We start from the raw sequence: 14,233 nt of genomic DNA on the forward strand, positions 1-14,233 counted from the left end.
GCCCCGCTCCGGCCCGGCTGGATCGATCAGGCCTCCAGCAACTGCACCGCGTCGCGATGCAGCCTGTGGGCCGGGTCTGCCAGTGCATCGACGATGCTGAAGTGGTTCAGCCCCGGCAGCGATTCGCACACGGGCACCGCGTTGCGGCCCCACGCATCGCGGATCAGCGCGTTGTGGCGGATGAACTCCTCGCTTTCGTCGCCGCCCACCAGCGCATGCAGCTGGCCGCGTGCGGGAGCCGGCCACAGCGCCGGGCTGGCGCGCAGCGCATCCGCATCGGAGAGCTTCAGGACCTTTTCCAGGAAGGGCGTGCGCTGCAGCGGGCGAAGGTCGTAAAGGCCCGAGATCGACAGCGCATTGCGCACCAGCTGCGCCGGCAGCTCGGGCGAGACTGTCTTCCAGTTGCAGGCCAGCAGCGCGGCCGCCATGTGGCCGCCGGCCGAGTGCCCGGCCACGGTGATGCGCGAGGGGTCGGCGCCGAAGCTTGCGGCATTGCGCCAGGTCCACTCGAGCGCACGCACCATCTGCGTGAGGATGCCCGGCACGGTGACGGGTTCCTCCGCCGTTCCGGGGCACAGCGCGTAGTTGGGCATCACCACGCACACGCCGCGGTCGTTGAACGCGGGCGCAATGAACGAATGGTCCCGCTTGTCCATTGCGCGCCAGTAGCCGCCGTGAATGAACACCAGCACCGGCGCGCCGGGTATCGGGGCGGGAAAGATGTCGAGCGTCTCGTTCACGCCCCGGCCATAGGGCACGTCGATCCGCCCGGGCAGGGTTTCGCGCACGGCTTGCGAATCGCGGCCCCAGCGGTCGAAGTACGCCGGGTGGTCCTTCACGCGCGCAAGATTGTTGTACATGCCTTCCAGCCAGGCGGGTTCGTACGAGGTCATGCGGGTTGTGCTTTCCTTCTTTTTCGAAGCGCGCATCTTGGCATGCGGGCCATGCGTTCCCGGGCGCGTTCTGGTTAAAATCCGGCTTGCGTTGGGGGGGGTAGCTCAGCTGGGAGAGCGCCGCGTTCGCAATGCGGAGGTCGGGAGTTCGATCCTCCTCCTCTCCACCATCCCATCAGAAGGGCTCGGATTTTTCCGGGCCCTTTTTCTTTGCCCGGCCCCGGGCACTTTCGGCCCGCGATGCATCCGCCAGCCGGGTGTCGCAATTTGCATCATTCTGTAACAAAAGTACACATTGCAACCGGGGTTAACCAAAAAGTATTGCTTTCGACTACAAAAGTAGTAATGTGAAATCCTCGCAGATATTAATTTTGGCGCAAAAGTGAACCAAGGTGTTACGTCGCAAGGCTTCCTTCCCAGGGGCATGGGCACCTCGCCGTGGTTGGCTGGCAGGGCATGAACCGTTCCATGCACTTGAAAAACCGCCATGCAAGCCCACTCCATCGACCCGGATTGCGGGACCGACTCCAGCCTCACCGCCGATGCGCTCATGGTGTCGCGGATGCGGCTGGTGCTGGCGGTGTCGGCGCTGCTGGCGGTTGCGGTTGACCTTCGCGACCCGCAACAACGGGTAGGCAGCGTCGTCTGGCTCACGTTTTCCTGCTACGCGCTCTACAGCCTCGGCGTGTACATCTGCACGCGAAAGGGCCAGCCCTATTTCCAGGGCAAGGCCATCCACTGGTTCGACGTGCTGTGGTTCACGCAGATCGTCTTCGCTACCGGCGGCACCGGAAGCCTCTACTTCCTCTTCTACTTCTTTGCCATCCTCACGTCGTCCTTCCGGTGGGGATACGAGGAAGGCGCCCGGGTAACCATGGCCTCGGTAGCCTCGTTGGCCGTCTGCGGCCTGGGAAGCAGCCTCGCAAGCGACACGCCGCAGCTGCTGATGCGCACCACCTTCCTGCTGGCGCTCGGGCACATGATCGGGCACTGGGGCGGATCGAAGGTCGAACTGCGGCGGCGCCTTTCGCTGCTGAGCCAGGTGAGCCGGCTGTCGAATCCCCGGTTCGGCGTGGCCCGCACCATCGCCAGCACCATGGAAAAGACGCTGGCCTTCTACAAGGCAAGCCACTGCATTCTCCTGACGCGCGACACGGCAACCAGCAGTTGGGTCATGCGCACGCTCCGGCAAAGCCATGCGGGCGAGCCGGTCGACGTCGAGACGATCGACCAGGCCTTCGAATTGCCGTTGATGGCACTGAACCCCGGGCACATCGTGTTGCGCAATCGCCTGCCCTGGCCGCTGAGCCGGCTGTGCGTGCAGGGCCATGCCTTCGACCTCCGCCTGCGCCGCTGGTACCCGCAGGACGAACCCGGCCTGCGGCGCAGCGCGGCGGTTGCCGCCATGCTGGAGGCGCGCTCCTTCATCAGCGCACCGCTGCCGATGCGCCAGGGAGAGGGACGCATCTACGTGTCGTCCAGCGAGGGGCTGTTCCGCAAATCGGACGCGCTGTTCCTTGCGCACATGATGGGCCAGGTCTTTCCGGTGATCGAGACGATCGGCGTGCTCGACCGGATGGCGTCGGAGGCCGCCTCGAAGGAGCGCCTGAAGATCTCGCTGGACCTGCACGACACCGCGATCCAGCCCTACATCGGCCTGAAGCTGGGGTTGAGCGCGCTGCGCAAGAAGGCGGGCGCCGACAACCCGCTGGTCGATGACCTGGACAAGCTCGCCAGCATGGCCGATGGCGTGGTGGCCGACCTGCGCCACTATGCGGGCATCGTCAAGCACGGCGGCGAAACCCACTGCGAGTTCATTCTTCCGCACCTGCACCGCCAGGCCGCGCGCATCAAGACGCTCTACGGCATCGACATGGAGATCATGGTCGATGGCGATGTCCACCTGGACGACCGCATGACGGCCGAAGTGCTCCAACTGGTGCGCGAAGGACTGAACAACATCTGCAAGCACACCCATGCGCACCGCGGCCGCATCCACATCGGATGCACGGACGGCGGGCTGCAGATCCGGATCGAGAACGAATCCTGCGGCCTGGACTTCACGGACTTCCGCCCACGTTCCATCAGCGAACGCGCAGCCGCCCTCGGCGGAAGCGCGCAGGTCGGCCAGGGCGCGGGCGGCGCCACGGCCGTACTGATCGAAATACCCATCTAGGAAGGCGAAGGTGTCAAGATGCAAGCCACAACAACACACCCCATCGGCGTCATGCTCGTGGACGACCACCAGACCATGCTGTGGGGCCTGTCGAAGCTGATCGACGGCGAGCAGCCGCGCATGAAGGTCGTCGCCACCGCCAACTGCTTCGAGCAGGCGCTGGAACAGACCGAGCACGTGGTGCCCGATGTCATCCTGCTCGATCTGGACCTGGGGGGTCGATGCTCCCTCGACATACTTCCCAAGCTGCTGTCGAACGACGTCTCGCGCGCGCTCATCCTCACGGCGGAACGCAAGCAGCAGACGCTGGATCTTGCGGTGCTGCGCGGCGCCAGGGGCGTGCTGTGCAAGGACGCTTCCGCCGAAGAGGTGCTCGATGCGATCGCGCGCGTGCACAAGGGCGAGCTGTGCATCGACGCGCAGGCCATGGGCCGCGTGTTCTCCGAGCTGACCGCACCGAAGAAGCCGGCGAAGCTGGATCCCGAAGCGGCCCGGATCGCGAGTCTCACGCAGAAGGAGCGGCAGATCATCCGCGCCGTGGTGGAAGGCAGCGGCGCCGCGAACAAGACGCTCGCCTCGCGGCTGTTCGTGACCGAGCACACCTTCCGCAATCACCTCACGTCGATCTACCAGAAGCTCGACGTGGCGAACCGGCTCGAGCTGTACATCTACGCCATCAAGCACCAGCTCGACGCCGCGCCCCATTGAGCGCGGCGGACGGGCTCAGTGCCCGCCGCCGAGCATCGGCCCGATGACACGGATCATCCGGATGATCGCCGGCATGAGGACGACCATCGAGACGCACGGGAAGATGCACAGCACCAGCGGCAGCAGCATCTTGGTTGGCACCTTGGCGGCCAACTCTTCCGCGCGAACCTGGCGCTTGTGGCGCAGGTCTTCCGAGAACACGCGCAGCGATTCGCCGATGCTGGTGCCGAACCGGTCGGCCTGGGTCAGCATGGTGGCGAAGGTTCCGATTTCTTCCACGCCGGTGCGAAGCGCAAGGTTATGCAGCGACTTCTCGCGCGTGCCGCCCGCGCGCATTTCCAGATTGGTCCAGTGCAGCTCCTGCGCCAGGGCCTCGCTCTTGACGCGGATCTCCTCGGTGACCTTGACCAGCGCGGCATCAAGCCCGAGGCCCGCCTCGACACACACCAGCATCAGGTCGGCGGCATCGGGAAAGTTCTCGAAGATCTCGCGCTGGCGCTCCCTGATCACCACGTGCAGGACGATGTTGGGCAAGTAGCAGCCGAAGAGCGCGGCCACGGCCAGCCACAGCAGGGTGCTGAGCCCGTTGTCCGCCCCTGCTGCGCGCATCGCCACAAAGGCCAGGCCCGCAAAGCCGAGCGGCAGCAGCGTCTTCAGGCCGAAGTAGAAGAGGCTCGCATCCGGATGGCGGATGCCCGCGTTCAGGAATTTCAATCGCAGCGGCGAGGTCTCGCCGTCGCCCGTGGGCGAAGACAGCTGGGCGAAGGGCCCGACGATCTTGACGGCGGTTTCGGTCCAGCCCGACTTGCCCGATGGAGGCGCCACCGCCCGAAGGCGCTGCTCGGTGCGCGTGGGCAGCATCCAGACCACGAATCCGCCAATGGCGAGGGACACGGTCACGAAAACGAGAATGGGAAGCAGCATGGCATTTCTCCTTCAGACACGGATCTTCACGATCTTGCGCATGATCAGCACGCCGATCACCATCAGCGCCAGCATGTACTTGACGACCGTGATGCCGATCGGATCGGTCCACAGCGGCGACATGAACGCCGGGTTGAAGGCGTTCATGAGCGCGGCCAGCGCAAAGGGCATCAGTCCGAGGATCCAGGCCGACAGGCGCCCTTCCGCCGACAGCACCCGCACCCGCGCCAGCAGCTTGAGCCGGTCGCGGATGAGCCGGCTCAGGTTGCCGAGCACCTCGGTCAGGTTGCCGCCGGAATCGCGCTGGATCAGCACCGACACCACGAAATAGCGCACGTCGGTGAGCGGCACGCGCTCGCTCATGTTCGTGAGCGCCTGCTGCAGCGAGACGCCGAAGCCGACCTCGTCGGCCACCATGCGGAACTCACCCGCAATGGGCTCGGACATTTCCTCGCCGATCATCTGCACGCTGCTCGCGAACGAATGGCCCGCGCGCAGTGCGCGCGTCACCAGGTCCAGTGCGTCCGGCAGCTGCCGCTCCAGATGCGCCAGGCGGCGGCTGCGCCGGTGGCTCAGGTAGAGCAGCGGCACCGCCGCACCGGCGGCACCCACCAGCATCGCAATCCATGCGGGCTGGTTCGCAAGCGACGCCATCGCAAAGACAACAAGCGCACCGGACAGCGCACAGGCCAGCAGCACGTGGGAGACCGTCCACTCCAGCCCGGCCTGGAGAATGAAGCGATCCAGGCTGTGGGCCCGCGGAAGCTTCAAGAGAACGCGCTGCATCCACGGTGCCTCGCTGAGCACGCGGTCCTTCACGAGCCGCGCCTGCGCGATGCGGTCGGTGGCCGCCGACAGCGCTTGCAGTCGCTTGCCGATCTTCTGCACCCCCGGTCCTCTGTAGGAACGCCACAGCATGTACAGGCCCTCGATCACCATCAGCACCGTCACGAAGACCAGCACGGACAGTGTGATGAGCGTGTCGCCAACCAGGTTGTCGAACATGATGGTCTCCTATTCGTAGTGCTTGTCGGGATCGAACATGGTGTCGGGCAGCACCACACCGAAGGAGTGCAGGCGCTCGACGAATTTCGGCCGCACGCCCGTGGCATGGAAGTACCCGCGCACCCGGCCGTCGGGGCCCATGCCGGTCTGGCGGAACGCGAATATCTCCTGCATCGTGACCACCTCGCCTTCCATGCCGGTGATCTCCTGGATGCTGGTGACCTTGCGCCTGCCGTCGACCATGCGCAGGACCTGGATCACGACGGTGATGGCCGATGCGATCTGCTGGCGCACCGAATGATGCGGAAGGTTCAGGTTGGCCATGCTGATCATGTTCTCCAGCCGCGCCAGCGCATCGCGCGGACTGTTGGCGTGGATGGTGGTCAGCGAGCCTTCGTGGCCGGTGTTCATGGCCTGCAGCATGTCGACCGCCTCGGCGCCGCGCACCTCGCCGATCACGATGCGGTCGGGCCGCATGCGCAGTGCGTTGCGAACCAGCGCACGCTGCGTGATCTCGCCCTTGCCTTCGATGTTCATCGGCCGGGTTTCCATGCGGGCCACGTGCGGCTGCTGGAGCTGGAGCTCGGCCGCGTCCTCGATGGTGATGATGCGCTCGGTGGCGGGAATGAAGCCTGAGAGAATGTTCAGCAGCGTCGTCTTGCCGGCGCCGGTGCCGCCGGAGATCAGCATGTTGATCTTCGCGCTGGCCAGCCCTTCGAGCATCAGCCCCATCTGCGGCGTCAGCGTCTTCAGGTCGTTCACCAGGTTTTCCATCTTCAGCGGGATCTTCGCGAAGCGGCGAATCGACATCATCGGGCCGTCCAGCGCTACCGGCGCGACCACCGCATTGACGCGCGACCCGTCCGGCAGCCGGGCATCGACCATCGGGCTCGATTCGTCGATGCGCCGCCCTACCAGCGAGACGATCTTGTCGATGATGCGCAGCAGGTGTTTCTCGTCGGTGAAGCTCACGTCCGTCAGCTCCAGCCGGCCCTTGCGCTCGACATAGATCTGGTCGTGCGAGTTGACCAGGATGTCCGACACCGTGGGGTCGGCCATCAACAGCTCGATCGGTCCGAAGCCGAGCATCTCGTGCTGGATGTCGCGGATCAGCGTGCGCCGCTCGATGTCGTTCAGCGCCTCGGGCTCTTCCTGCAGCAGCCGCGCGACCATGGTGGAGATTTCATGGCGCAGCACCTCGGGCTTCAGGGTTTCGAGCACCGCGAGGTCGAAACGGTCCAGCAGTTTCAGGTGCATTCGCTCCTTCAGGAGCTTGTAGGTATCCGAGGCAAAGGACGAAAGCGCCCCATCGGCCACGGGCAACGCCGGCGGGCGGGCGACCGGCGCGGCTTCGATCGCATTGAGCTGTTCTCTGAATGACATGTGGACCTGCCTTGCTGTTGGAGGAAGAAGATTCGTAGGCGCGCAATTCGGGTGTCAGGCGCGGCGAAAGAGCCGGCCGATGAAGCCCGGCGCTTCCTTCGGGCGTGGACTGAGCGTGTGAGATATTTCCTCCAGCCGCTTGCAGAGCGAACTGCCGCGCGACATCTCCGCCAGCGGCACGCCACGGTTGATCGAGGCGTCCACATCCTTGCCGCCATCGGGCACGCTGACCAGCGTGGCTCCGCCCAGCGAACGGCGCATGTCGGACAAGCCGATCTCCGTGCCACCGGCGCTGCGGTTGACCAACAGCTCGACCTTGCCGGCCGGATAGCCGAGCGACTTGAACATCTGCATGAGGCGCGTCACGTTGCGGATGTGCGGCAGGCTGGGCTGGAGCACCGGAAAGATCCGGTCCGCGCGGTCCATGACGCGGATGGCGAGCGGATCGATGCGCAGGCCCAGGTCGAACAGCACGAAGTCGTACTGCGCCGCGGCCACCTGCAGGATGGCATCGACGTGCTCGGCCTTGACCTCCAGCGCGCGAGAGAGATCCTCTGGTGCGGCAAGGATGCTGAAGCCCGGCGCCACCTTCACCACGCTTGCGGCAAGCAGCGAGGCATCGAGCCGGCCGATGTCGCGCGCCACGTCGGCCACCGTGGAAGTTGGCCGCAGGTCGCTCACATAGGAAAGCGCATCGCCGAACTGCAGGTTCAGGTCGATCAGCAGCACCGAGCGGCGCATCGAAAGCTGATGCCCGATATTGGTCGCGAGGAAGGTGGCGCCACTGCCGCCCTTGCACGGCATGAACGCCACCACCTGGCCCGGCTCGCGCGCCTGCGTCCCGGCCATCTTGAGCGCGATGCGTTCCACTGCCGCCTCGAGGGCCGCGGGCTCGGGCGGCGAAGGCAGCACTTCGCGCACGCCCGAACGCATGGCAAGAATCAGGAACTCGGGCGTCTGCATCGCGCACAGCAGTACCACCGCGATCGAGGGATGGCGCATCGTGAGCTGCTCCACCATCGCCACCTCATGGGGGTCGCAGCACATGCCGTCCACCAGCAGCAGCTCAGGCGTCGATTGCTCGACCACCCATTGCATGCGGCTCTTGCCTCCTTCGAACTGGGAAACCACATGGGAGCGCGCCTCCAGCACCTTGCGCATGTCCTGCAGGTGGGCGGGATTGGGGGAGATGATGGAGATTTTCATGATGATGTAGCTCGGGGTTAAGTGCAGATCAGGAGCAGACGGCGTTGCTGTTCGGGTCTTGGCCCATGATTTCGCGCGGCAGGTAGGTGGAAAAGCTCGGCATCGGGATCGGGGCATGCGTTCCGAATCCGATGGGCGAGATCCACTGGTAGTCAAGATTCAGGATGCGAACATTCACGCCGCTGCAATCGGCGGCGGTACAGGTCGCACTGACGCTGCCTTCCGCGTCGTACCAGTCGATGCTGACATTGGCTGCCGTCAATTGCGGCAGGAATTTCTGCATGTTGGAGAGCACGACGGTGGCGTCTCGGTCGCACACGACCGCCGCGCGAGCGCCCCAGCGCGTCGCTTCGGCAGCTGCATTCCACGTCCACAACATGCGCGCGAAATCCATGATGCTCAGCAGGAAGGTCAGGAAGAGCATCAGGACCAGCGCGAACTCCACCGCGGTCGCCCCGGTCTGCCTTGTTCGATTCATGATTGACCTCGCATGGTGGCGCTGATATCCCCGAACGGGATCTCTCCGTTCGCATCTCCGAAGGTGAGCCCGAACGCCCCGGTGATGAGCGGGCGGAACTTGTATCCCGTGACCTTGATGGTCACGGTATTGATGGCCGGGCCGCTGCCCTTGAACTGCCAGGTCGGATCGGGAACGTGAGAAATTTCGAGACCCAGGACCAATGGCGAGACGCCGCCGGCCGGGTTACCAAAGACCACCAGGTTCTTGGCGGTCGTGATCTTGGCGGGATCCGTGGTTGCGATCGACGGATCCTGGGTGGACAGATAGCGGGAGGCGTCTCGCAGCGATTTCGCGATGGTGTTGTACTGGTACAGCGCCCGCCCGAACTCGGTCGTGATGAACGTCAGGATGAGCAGCAATGGAAGGATCAGGGCAAATTCGACCAGGGCCACGCCGTTCTGCTTCTTCTTCATGGCATCTCTCCTACTGTACGAGCGTCGGGACCTTGGGGCCGCTTGTGCCGCCGGCCAGACCTGCGGTCGCACATGGACTGCCGACGGACTCCGCATTGCCGATGAACTCGAGCCACATCTTCGACTTCTTCCCGCTCGCGTTCTTTTCCAGCGGATGCAGCATCAACATGCAGGCAAATCCCTTGAGCGTGATAGATGGGCAATCGACCACGGCAGTCGTGACCACGCGTCGATTGGCGCCCTTGGTGTAGTCGGTGGAACTGAAATTTCCCTGGGTCTTGAGGTTCTTGGTGTCAGGGTTCTGGTTGTCCCCTTCGTAAGGCGCAAATGCGTTGCGCTTGGCGGTAAATCCGTTCGATCCGGGGTCGTCATACCTGCCTGGGTTGATGGCGGCAGCGCTGTCGGCATACCAGGCATAGCCAGTCTGATCGGGAATGGCAGTCGCGGCGCTGAGGCTGCCCTGGTAGATGCCGAAGCGGGTATTCCAGGCTGCAACCGCGCCATTGGTCTTGCCCGCCTTGCCGACGTCCGTCTCCATACCGGGAAGGCCACATTGCCCGCTGCTCGTCAGGAGATCCTTGATCTCGCGTGCCCCACCACCGCTGCCGGTAAAGTCCACCCAGTGGAACTGACCGGATTCCACATCGTCGTTCTCGTTGGTCACGCCCTCGATCCATTCACCCCGCGCGAATCCCCAGCCGGGCGCGGTGGATTTCTGGCAGATGCCGACAGGAACCAGGCAGTTGGTCTGTGACGGCGCCCTGGTGGCAACGGCGACCGCGGCGACGCTCTGCGATGCCCCGTACGTACTGTTTCCACTGAACGCGCTCAGCGCATGAAGAATCCATGGTGCGATGCCCGACTTCGTGTGCAGGCACTTGGCATACCGGGCATTCGCGACCGGCGTGAAGGTATGGCTGTAGGTGCCGATCAGCGAGTCGCTGAACACGATGTTGGTCTCGGCAATGCCGGTCGCCGCACCTTGAAAATTGATCTTGTTGAGATCGGCTGCGGTCTTGCCTGCACTGGTGGCACGTGTCAACGCATCGCTGGCGCCGTCGAGTTCCTGCGCGGCAGACAGGGCACAACTGTCCAGGGCGGTCTGCAGCTCGGTTTTCACGATGAAGAGACGGCCGAAATCCAGGGCGATCCCCATGAACCCGAGCAGGAAGAGAAGAACGAGTGCCACGGTCACGATCACGGCACCGTCCTGCTTTTTGCGACTGCCTGTCCTGTACATGGAAAACCTCTTTTCTTGGAGATGAATCGATGGCGCAGTGATCGCATTCGAGGCAAGTGGGCTGAGTCCCGGAAGGACCCAAGCGCCACTGCCACGTTTTCGCAAGTGGGCTAGTACCCGAATCACCCTGCGCAGGTAACCATGTCGCCCGAGAGGCAGGCGGCTACACGTTCAATGAAGGTTGTGAAGTAACCTCCAGTGGTGAGGCCCTGCAGTGCAATGACGAGAGCAATCGACACGACTGCGATGATGAGCGCGTACTCGATAACTTGCGCGCCGTCCTCTTCCTTGGCGAACGAGGACATGAAGTTGCCGGCACGGATAAAAAGTTGGTTCATTTTTTCACCTTTGAAATTGCAGTAAGAAAAAAAAAATCTTGCGTAGGCTTTTGGGTTGATTGACTTCTATCTTTGTGAGGCAACTCCTTTCTGTTCGAATTCAAGAATCGTTCGAGGGCCGCCTAACGCCCCTCACCGCCGCCACCTCCACCACCAATCGCGCCACCGATGTTGATGACGTTGACTGCCGGGGGTGGCGACTTGTAGGATTTCTGGTACTGCAGCATCGACTCGCGCGCCGCGCGGCCGTCCATGCCCACCACCGGATTCCCGTCCTTGCCGGCATCGGGGTTGAGCGTCATCTTTCTTTTGGCGTCGCGTACGGCATCGCCAAAGCGCGCGTCGTAGTGGGGTGTGACGTGGGAGCAGCCGGTGCCCACGAGCAGCGTCAGCGCGAGGATGGTCGACTTGAACATGGTGATGCTCCTTACAGGGGATTGCTTGCCGGTGCGACCGGGGCCGGGGTGCTGCTTTCGAGGGCTCCGTTCAGGTAGATCTCGGCGCGGCTCGGAACGACATGGTTGTCAGTCGGGACGCGAGGCGATTCGCCCAGCGGCCGAACGAGGCGCGGCGTGATCACGAACATCAGTTCCGTCTGGTCGTTCTGGAATTCGGAGCTGCGGAACAGCGCGCCCATCACCGGAACCTCGCCGAGGCCGGGGTAGCGCTTGATGGTTTCGGTGACATTGCTCTTGATGAGCCCCGCAATGACGAAGCTCTGGCCGTCGTTGAGCTGCACGGTGGTGTCGGCGCGGCGTACCGTCAGCGAAGGCAGCACGGCCGTCACGCCGCCCACGGTGGTGAAGGGAGATCCCGTCTGCGACAGGTCCGACACCTCCGAGACCATCTTGAGATTGATCCGTCCGCCGTTGAGCACGGTGGGGGTGAACTTCACGCCGATGCCAAACTCTTTTTCTTCCAGCGTGATGGTCGAGCCGGTGCGGCCGTTGGAGTTCTGCGCCACGGGGATGAAGATCTTTCCGCCCGACAGGAAGCTAGCCTGCTGCCCGCTGATCGACATGATGTTGGGCTCGGCCAGGATGCGCACCAGGCCGTCGTCCTTCTGGCCATCGATTCCAATCGAGGCCCGGCCGATCCGCAGCGCCTCGACAAGGCCCGAGCCGCCGCTCAGGAAGTCGGAGATCAGCGAATAGGTGTTGAGACCGCCGCTGGCTGTGCGAAGCAGGCCGACACGCGCGCCCAGCCGGTCCAGCAGTGTCTTGCTGACCTCGGCGATCTTCACTTCGAGCATGACCTGCTGCGGCGCCGTGACGCGCAGCAGATTCACCACCTTCTTGCCGTCCGCGCCGTAGGCCGAGGCCAGGGTCAGCACGTCGTCGAGCTTGAGCGTGTCGCTCACCTCACCGGTGAGCACGATGGATTTCTCGGCGCTGCGCACGCGGATTCGGTTCTCTTCGGGCATCAGCTCGGCCAGCTTGGACTGCAGCGCGCCCGGGTCGATCGTCACGATGACGTCCTTGATATAGCAGGTGCCGTCGGCGCTTTGCAGCACCACGTTCATCGAACCGGCCTGCCGTCCGCGGAAGAAGAGATCGTTCGGACTCAGCAGCATCACGTCGACATCGGCGACGCCATCGCCCGCGCCCTTTGCCGCCGCGGACGCCTGTGCCGGCTGCGCCGTGGCTGCCGGGGCGTTGCTCGGCGGCTGCCCGCTGACCAGGATGCGCGCGACACGTGTCTGCAGCGGAATGACCACCGACTTGCCGAGCACCGCATAGGTCGGTTGGTCGTCCGGAATGATGGCCCTGCAGCGGCGCATCGCAGGTGCGGCGGCCGGCGCGGGCGCCGTTGACGCCGCGACGGGAGCCGGGGCCGGGGCTGCTGCAGGCTCCGCCGCAAACCCGGGCGCCGCCAGGGTCGTGAGCGCCGCCAGCAGCCAGGCGGATGAAGAAGAAAGATGTTGCACTTGTGGTTCCTCCAGGCGGGTGATCAGAAGCAGGTGAGCGAGCGGGCTGCGTGCTGGATCACTTCCACGCACTCTGGTTGCCGCAGCACCACGGGGGCAGTACGCGGCACTCGCGCGGGGGCCGGCCGCGCTGCCACGGTGGTGGAGATCGGCAGGATTTCCTTCTCGCCGAACAGCTGGCCCTTGGTGACGCCTGCGGTGGCAACCGTGGTCCTGTCCATCTGGTTGCGCAGCACCAGCGAGAGGGTTCCCACGCTGCGTGCGAGGTCGAGCTTTTCGGAGTCTTCGAGCGACAACTCCAGCGTCACGGCGCTGACCACCTTCGGCTTGGTGTCGTCGCGGTTGGCCTCCTGCGCCACCGCCAGCACCAGCACTTTCTCGAGCACGGTCTTGCTGATCTGGCGGTTCTCTTCGCCGCGGTTCTTGTCCTGCTGCGCGTTGACCATCACATCGACGTAGTTGCCCGGCAGCGCAAAGCCCGCCACGCCCACCACGTCGTTGACCCGCACGGTCATGGCGCGCTTGCCGCTGGCAATGACGGCGGAGAGGCCGCCCTTGGTGCCGACCGGCGCGAGCTTGCCTTCCAGGATGGCCTCGCCGCGCAGCACGCCGACCTTGACCACGCGGTCCTCGAGCGACTTGGCGTCCTTGAACGAACCGGGCGGCAGCGAGCCGCTCGGCCAGTCGACCAGCGACAGCATCTGGGGGTTGACCCGGCTGCCCAGTTCGATGTCGACGGCGGCCACCACCACCTTGTTGGATGCGATCCCGCCTTGTCGGGAGACCCAGCCCGCTGCGTAGACCGCGGCCGCCAGGCCGGTCAGGAGGGCCAGCAGAAGCAGCCCGAGCGCCTTGATGTTTTTCATGCGAATCTCCGCCGTGGATGAAATGAAGAATGGGACGGGCTAGACGAAGCCCAACTGATGCGCCAGGACCTGTGCGATCGTCCCCACGCAAATGCAGATGCCGTACGGCAGCTTTCCGATGGATTGCCGCGTGTCGATCGTTCCGTTCGGCCGTATGCCCGCAATGCCCGAGACGACGATGCCCTGCGCGGCTCCCTTGACGTTGGCCAGCATGTGGCCCAGGCGGCGCCGGTGAATGGCCACCGCCACGGCCGCAAAGCCGCCGGCAATGCAGGTGAACAGGATGGCCTGCAGCGTCTGGTAGGGCCCGAGAAAGGCGCCGACCATCGCCATCAGCTTGACGTCGCCCGCGCCCATGATCCCCAGCACATAGAACGGCAGCATGATCGCGAGGCCGGTGCCCAGGCCGCCCAGAGCGGCCATCGCGCCTGTCATCGGCGTGCGCGCCGCGAAGGTGCCGTAGACGATCGCGAACACCATGCCGCCGAAGGTCAGCCAGTTGGGAATGCGATAGAAGCGCACGTCGCTCACCGCCGCCATCACCAGCAGCACGAAGAGCCCGCCCATGCGGAAGTCCGAGGCCAGCATGGTCAGCAGATCGAGGACTGCGTTGAATTCCTGCATGGCGCGGACC

At 64.5% G+C, this 14,233-nt stretch carries 15 protein-coding genes and 1 tRNA gene; 3 read left to right on the plus strand and 13 right to left on the minus strand.

All coding sequences use genetic code 11. From position 1 onward, the window contains the following. Positions 1 to 26 precede the first annotated feature (26 nt). Positions 27 to 893 (minus strand): alpha/beta hydrolase, encoded by an 867-nt coding sequence (locus EJO66_RS00955; protein WP_125964488.1) that lies wholly within the window; start codon positions 891 to 893, stop codon positions 27 to 29. A gap of 94 nt (positions 894 to 987) precedes the next feature. On the opposite strand from EJO66_RS00955, the gene EJO66_RS00960 reads away from it, so the two are divergent. From EJO66_RS00960 to EJO66_RS00970, 3 genes are all read left to right on the plus strand, one after another. Continuing rightward, a tRNA-Ala gene (locus tag EJO66_RS00960) sits at positions 988 to 1,063 on the plus strand. A gap of 317 nt (positions 1,064 to 1,380) precedes the next feature. Further along, positions 1,381 to 3,069 carry a sensor histidine kinase gene (locus EJO66_RS00965; protein WP_124957023.1) on the plus strand — a complete coding sequence of 563 codons (1,689 nt, stop codon included), beginning with the start codon at positions 1,381 to 1,383 and terminating at the stop codon, positions 3,067 to 3,069. Between the two features lie 18 nt (positions 3,070 to 3,087). Next, positions 3,088 to 3,777, plus strand: a complete 690-nt coding sequence (locus tag EJO66_RS00970) for a response regulator (protein ID WP_124957025.1) — start codon at positions 3,088 to 3,090, stop codon at positions 3,775 to 3,777. A gap of 15 nt (positions 3,778 to 3,792) precedes the next feature. Here EJO66_RS00970 and EJO66_RS00975 read toward each other — a convergent pair whose 3' ends face one another. From EJO66_RS00975 to EJO66_RS01030, 12 genes are all read right to left on the minus strand, one after another. After that, positions 3,793 to 4,701 carry a type II secretion system F family protein gene (locus EJO66_RS00975; protein ID WP_124957027.1) on the minus strand — a complete coding sequence of 303 codons (909 nt, stop codon included), beginning with the start codon at positions 4,699 to 4,701 and terminating at the stop codon, positions 3,793 to 3,795. A gap of 12 nt (positions 4,702 to 4,713) precedes the next feature. Continuing rightward, a complete protein-coding gene (locus EJO66_RS00980; RefSeq protein WP_124957029.1) occupies positions 4,714 to 5,706 on the minus strand; it encodes a type II secretion system F family protein in 993 nt (330 codons plus the stop codon). Positions 5,707 to 5,715: 9 nt separating this feature from the next. Next, complete coding sequence (locus EJO66_RS00985; protein WP_124957031.1) at positions 5,716 to 7,089, minus strand: TadA family conjugal transfer-associated ATPase; 1,374 nt, start codon at positions 7,087 to 7,089, stop codon at positions 5,716 to 5,718. 54 nt (positions 7,090 to 7,143) lie between these two features. Then, positions 7,144 to 8,295 (minus strand): CpaE/TadZ family protein, encoded by a 1,152-nt coding sequence (locus EJO66_RS00990; RefSeq protein WP_124957033.1) that lies wholly within the window; start codon positions 8,293 to 8,295, stop codon positions 7,144 to 7,146. Between the two features lie 28 nt (positions 8,296 to 8,323). Next, complete coding sequence (locus EJO66_RS00995; RefSeq protein ID WP_125964489.1) at positions 8,324 to 8,773, minus strand: TadE/TadG family type IV pilus assembly protein; 450 nt, start codon at positions 8,771 to 8,773, stop codon at positions 8,324 to 8,326. Continuing rightward, complete coding sequence (locus tag EJO66_RS01000; RefSeq protein WP_124957037.1) at positions 8,770 to 9,228, minus strand: TadE/TadG family type IV pilus assembly protein; 459 nt, start codon at positions 9,226 to 9,228, stop codon at positions 8,770 to 8,772. Before EJO66_RS01000 ends, EJO66_RS00995 begins: the two co-directional genes overlap by 4 nt. Positions 9,229 to 9,238: 10 nt before the next feature. Further along, on the minus strand, positions 9,239 to 10,468 hold the full coding sequence (locus EJO66_RS01005) for a pilus assembly protein TadG-related protein (RefSeq protein WP_124957039.1): 1,230 nt from the start codon (positions 10,466 to 10,468) through the stop codon (positions 9,239 to 9,241). A 122-nt stretch (positions 10,469 to 10,590) separates the two neighbouring features. Then, entirely contained in the window at positions 10,591 to 10,806 is a 216-nt protein-coding gene (locus EJO66_RS01010) for a Flp family type IVb pilin (protein WP_124957041.1), read from the minus strand. Between the two features lie 122 nt (positions 10,807 to 10,928). After that, positions 10,929 to 11,222, minus strand: a complete 294-nt coding sequence (locus EJO66_RS01015) for a hypothetical protein (RefSeq protein WP_124957043.1) — start codon at positions 11,220 to 11,222, stop codon at positions 10,929 to 10,931. Between the two features lie 11 nt (positions 11,223 to 11,233). Further along, positions 11,234 to 12,733 (minus strand): type II and III secretion system protein family protein, encoded by a 1,500-nt coding sequence (locus EJO66_RS01020; protein WP_125964490.1) that lies wholly within the window; start codon positions 12,731 to 12,733, stop codon positions 11,234 to 11,236. A gap of 23 nt (positions 12,734 to 12,756) precedes the next feature. Then, entirely contained in the window at positions 12,757 to 13,599 is an 843-nt protein-coding gene (cpaB, locus tag EJO66_RS01025) for a Flp pilus assembly protein CpaB (protein WP_124957046.1), read from the minus strand. A 39-nt stretch (positions 13,600 to 13,638) separates the two neighbouring features. After that, positions 13,639 to 14,223, minus strand: coding sequence for an A24 family peptidase (locus tag EJO66_RS01030; RefSeq protein ID WP_124957048.1), 585 nt, complete (start codon positions 14,221 to 14,223; stop codon positions 13,639 to 13,641). Positions 14,224 to 14,233: the final 10 nt, after the last annotated feature.

The sequence above is a fragment of the Variovorax beijingensis genome, assembly GCF_003951285.1.
Lineage (GTDB): Bacteria > Pseudomonadota > Gammaproteobacteria > Burkholderiales > Burkholderiaceae_C > Variovorax > Variovorax beijingensis.

Bases quoted from the DNA above. Each gene is read 5' to 3' on its own strand.
- EJO66_RS01030 (WP_124957048.1), bottom strand. From the start codon at position 14,223: ATGCAGGAATTCAACGCAGTCCTCGATCTGCTGACCATGCTGGCCTCG.
- EJO66_RS01000 (WP_124957037.1), bottom strand. From the start codon at position 9,228: ATGAAGAAGAAGCAGAACGGCGTGGCCCTGGTCGAATTTGCCCTGATC.
- EJO66_RS01005 (WP_124957039.1), bottom strand. From the start codon at position 10,468: ATGTACAGGACAGGCAGTCGCAAAAAGCAGGACGGTGCCGTGATCGTG.
- EJO66_RS00970 (WP_124957025.1), top strand. From the start codon at position 3,088: ATGCAAGCCACAACAACACACCCCATCGGCGTCATGCTCGTGGACGAC.
- EJO66_RS00980 (WP_124957029.1), bottom strand. From the start codon at position 5,706: ATGTTCGACAACCTGGTTGGCGACACGCTCATCACACTGTCCGTGCTG.
- EJO66_RS00985 (WP_124957031.1), bottom strand. From the start codon at position 7,089: ATGTCATTCAGAGAACAGCTCAATGCGATCGAAGCCGCGCCGGTCGCC.
- EJO66_RS00965 (WP_124957023.1), top strand. From the start codon at position 1,381: ATGCAAGCCCACTCCATCGACCCGGATTGCGGGACCGACTCCAGCCTC.
- EJO66_RS00990 (WP_124957033.1), bottom strand. From the start codon at position 8,295: ATGAAAATCTCCATCATCTCCCCCAATCCCGCCCACCTGCAGGACATG.
- cpaB (WP_124957046.1), bottom strand. From the start codon at position 13,599: ATGAAAAACATCAAGGCGCTCGGGCTGCTTCTGCTGGCCCTCCTGACC.
- EJO66_RS00975 (WP_124957027.1), bottom strand. From the start codon at position 4,701: ATGCTGCTTCCCATTCTCGTTTTCGTGACCGTGTCCCTCGCCATTGGC.
- EJO66_RS00995 (WP_125964489.1), bottom strand. From the start codon at position 8,773: ATGAATCGAACAAGGCAGACCGGGGCGACCGCGGTGGAGTTCGCGCTG.
- EJO66_RS01015 (WP_124957043.1), bottom strand. From the start codon at position 11,222: ATGTTCAAGTCGACCATCCTCGCGCTGACGCTGCTCGTGGGCACCGGC.
- EJO66_RS01010 (WP_124957041.1), bottom strand. From the start codon at position 10,806: ATGAACCAACTTTTTATCCGTGCCGGCAACTTCATGTCCTCGTTCGCC.
- EJO66_RS00955 (WP_125964488.1), bottom strand. From the start codon at position 893: ATGACCTCGTACGAACCCGCCTGGCTGGAAGGCATGTACAACAATCTT.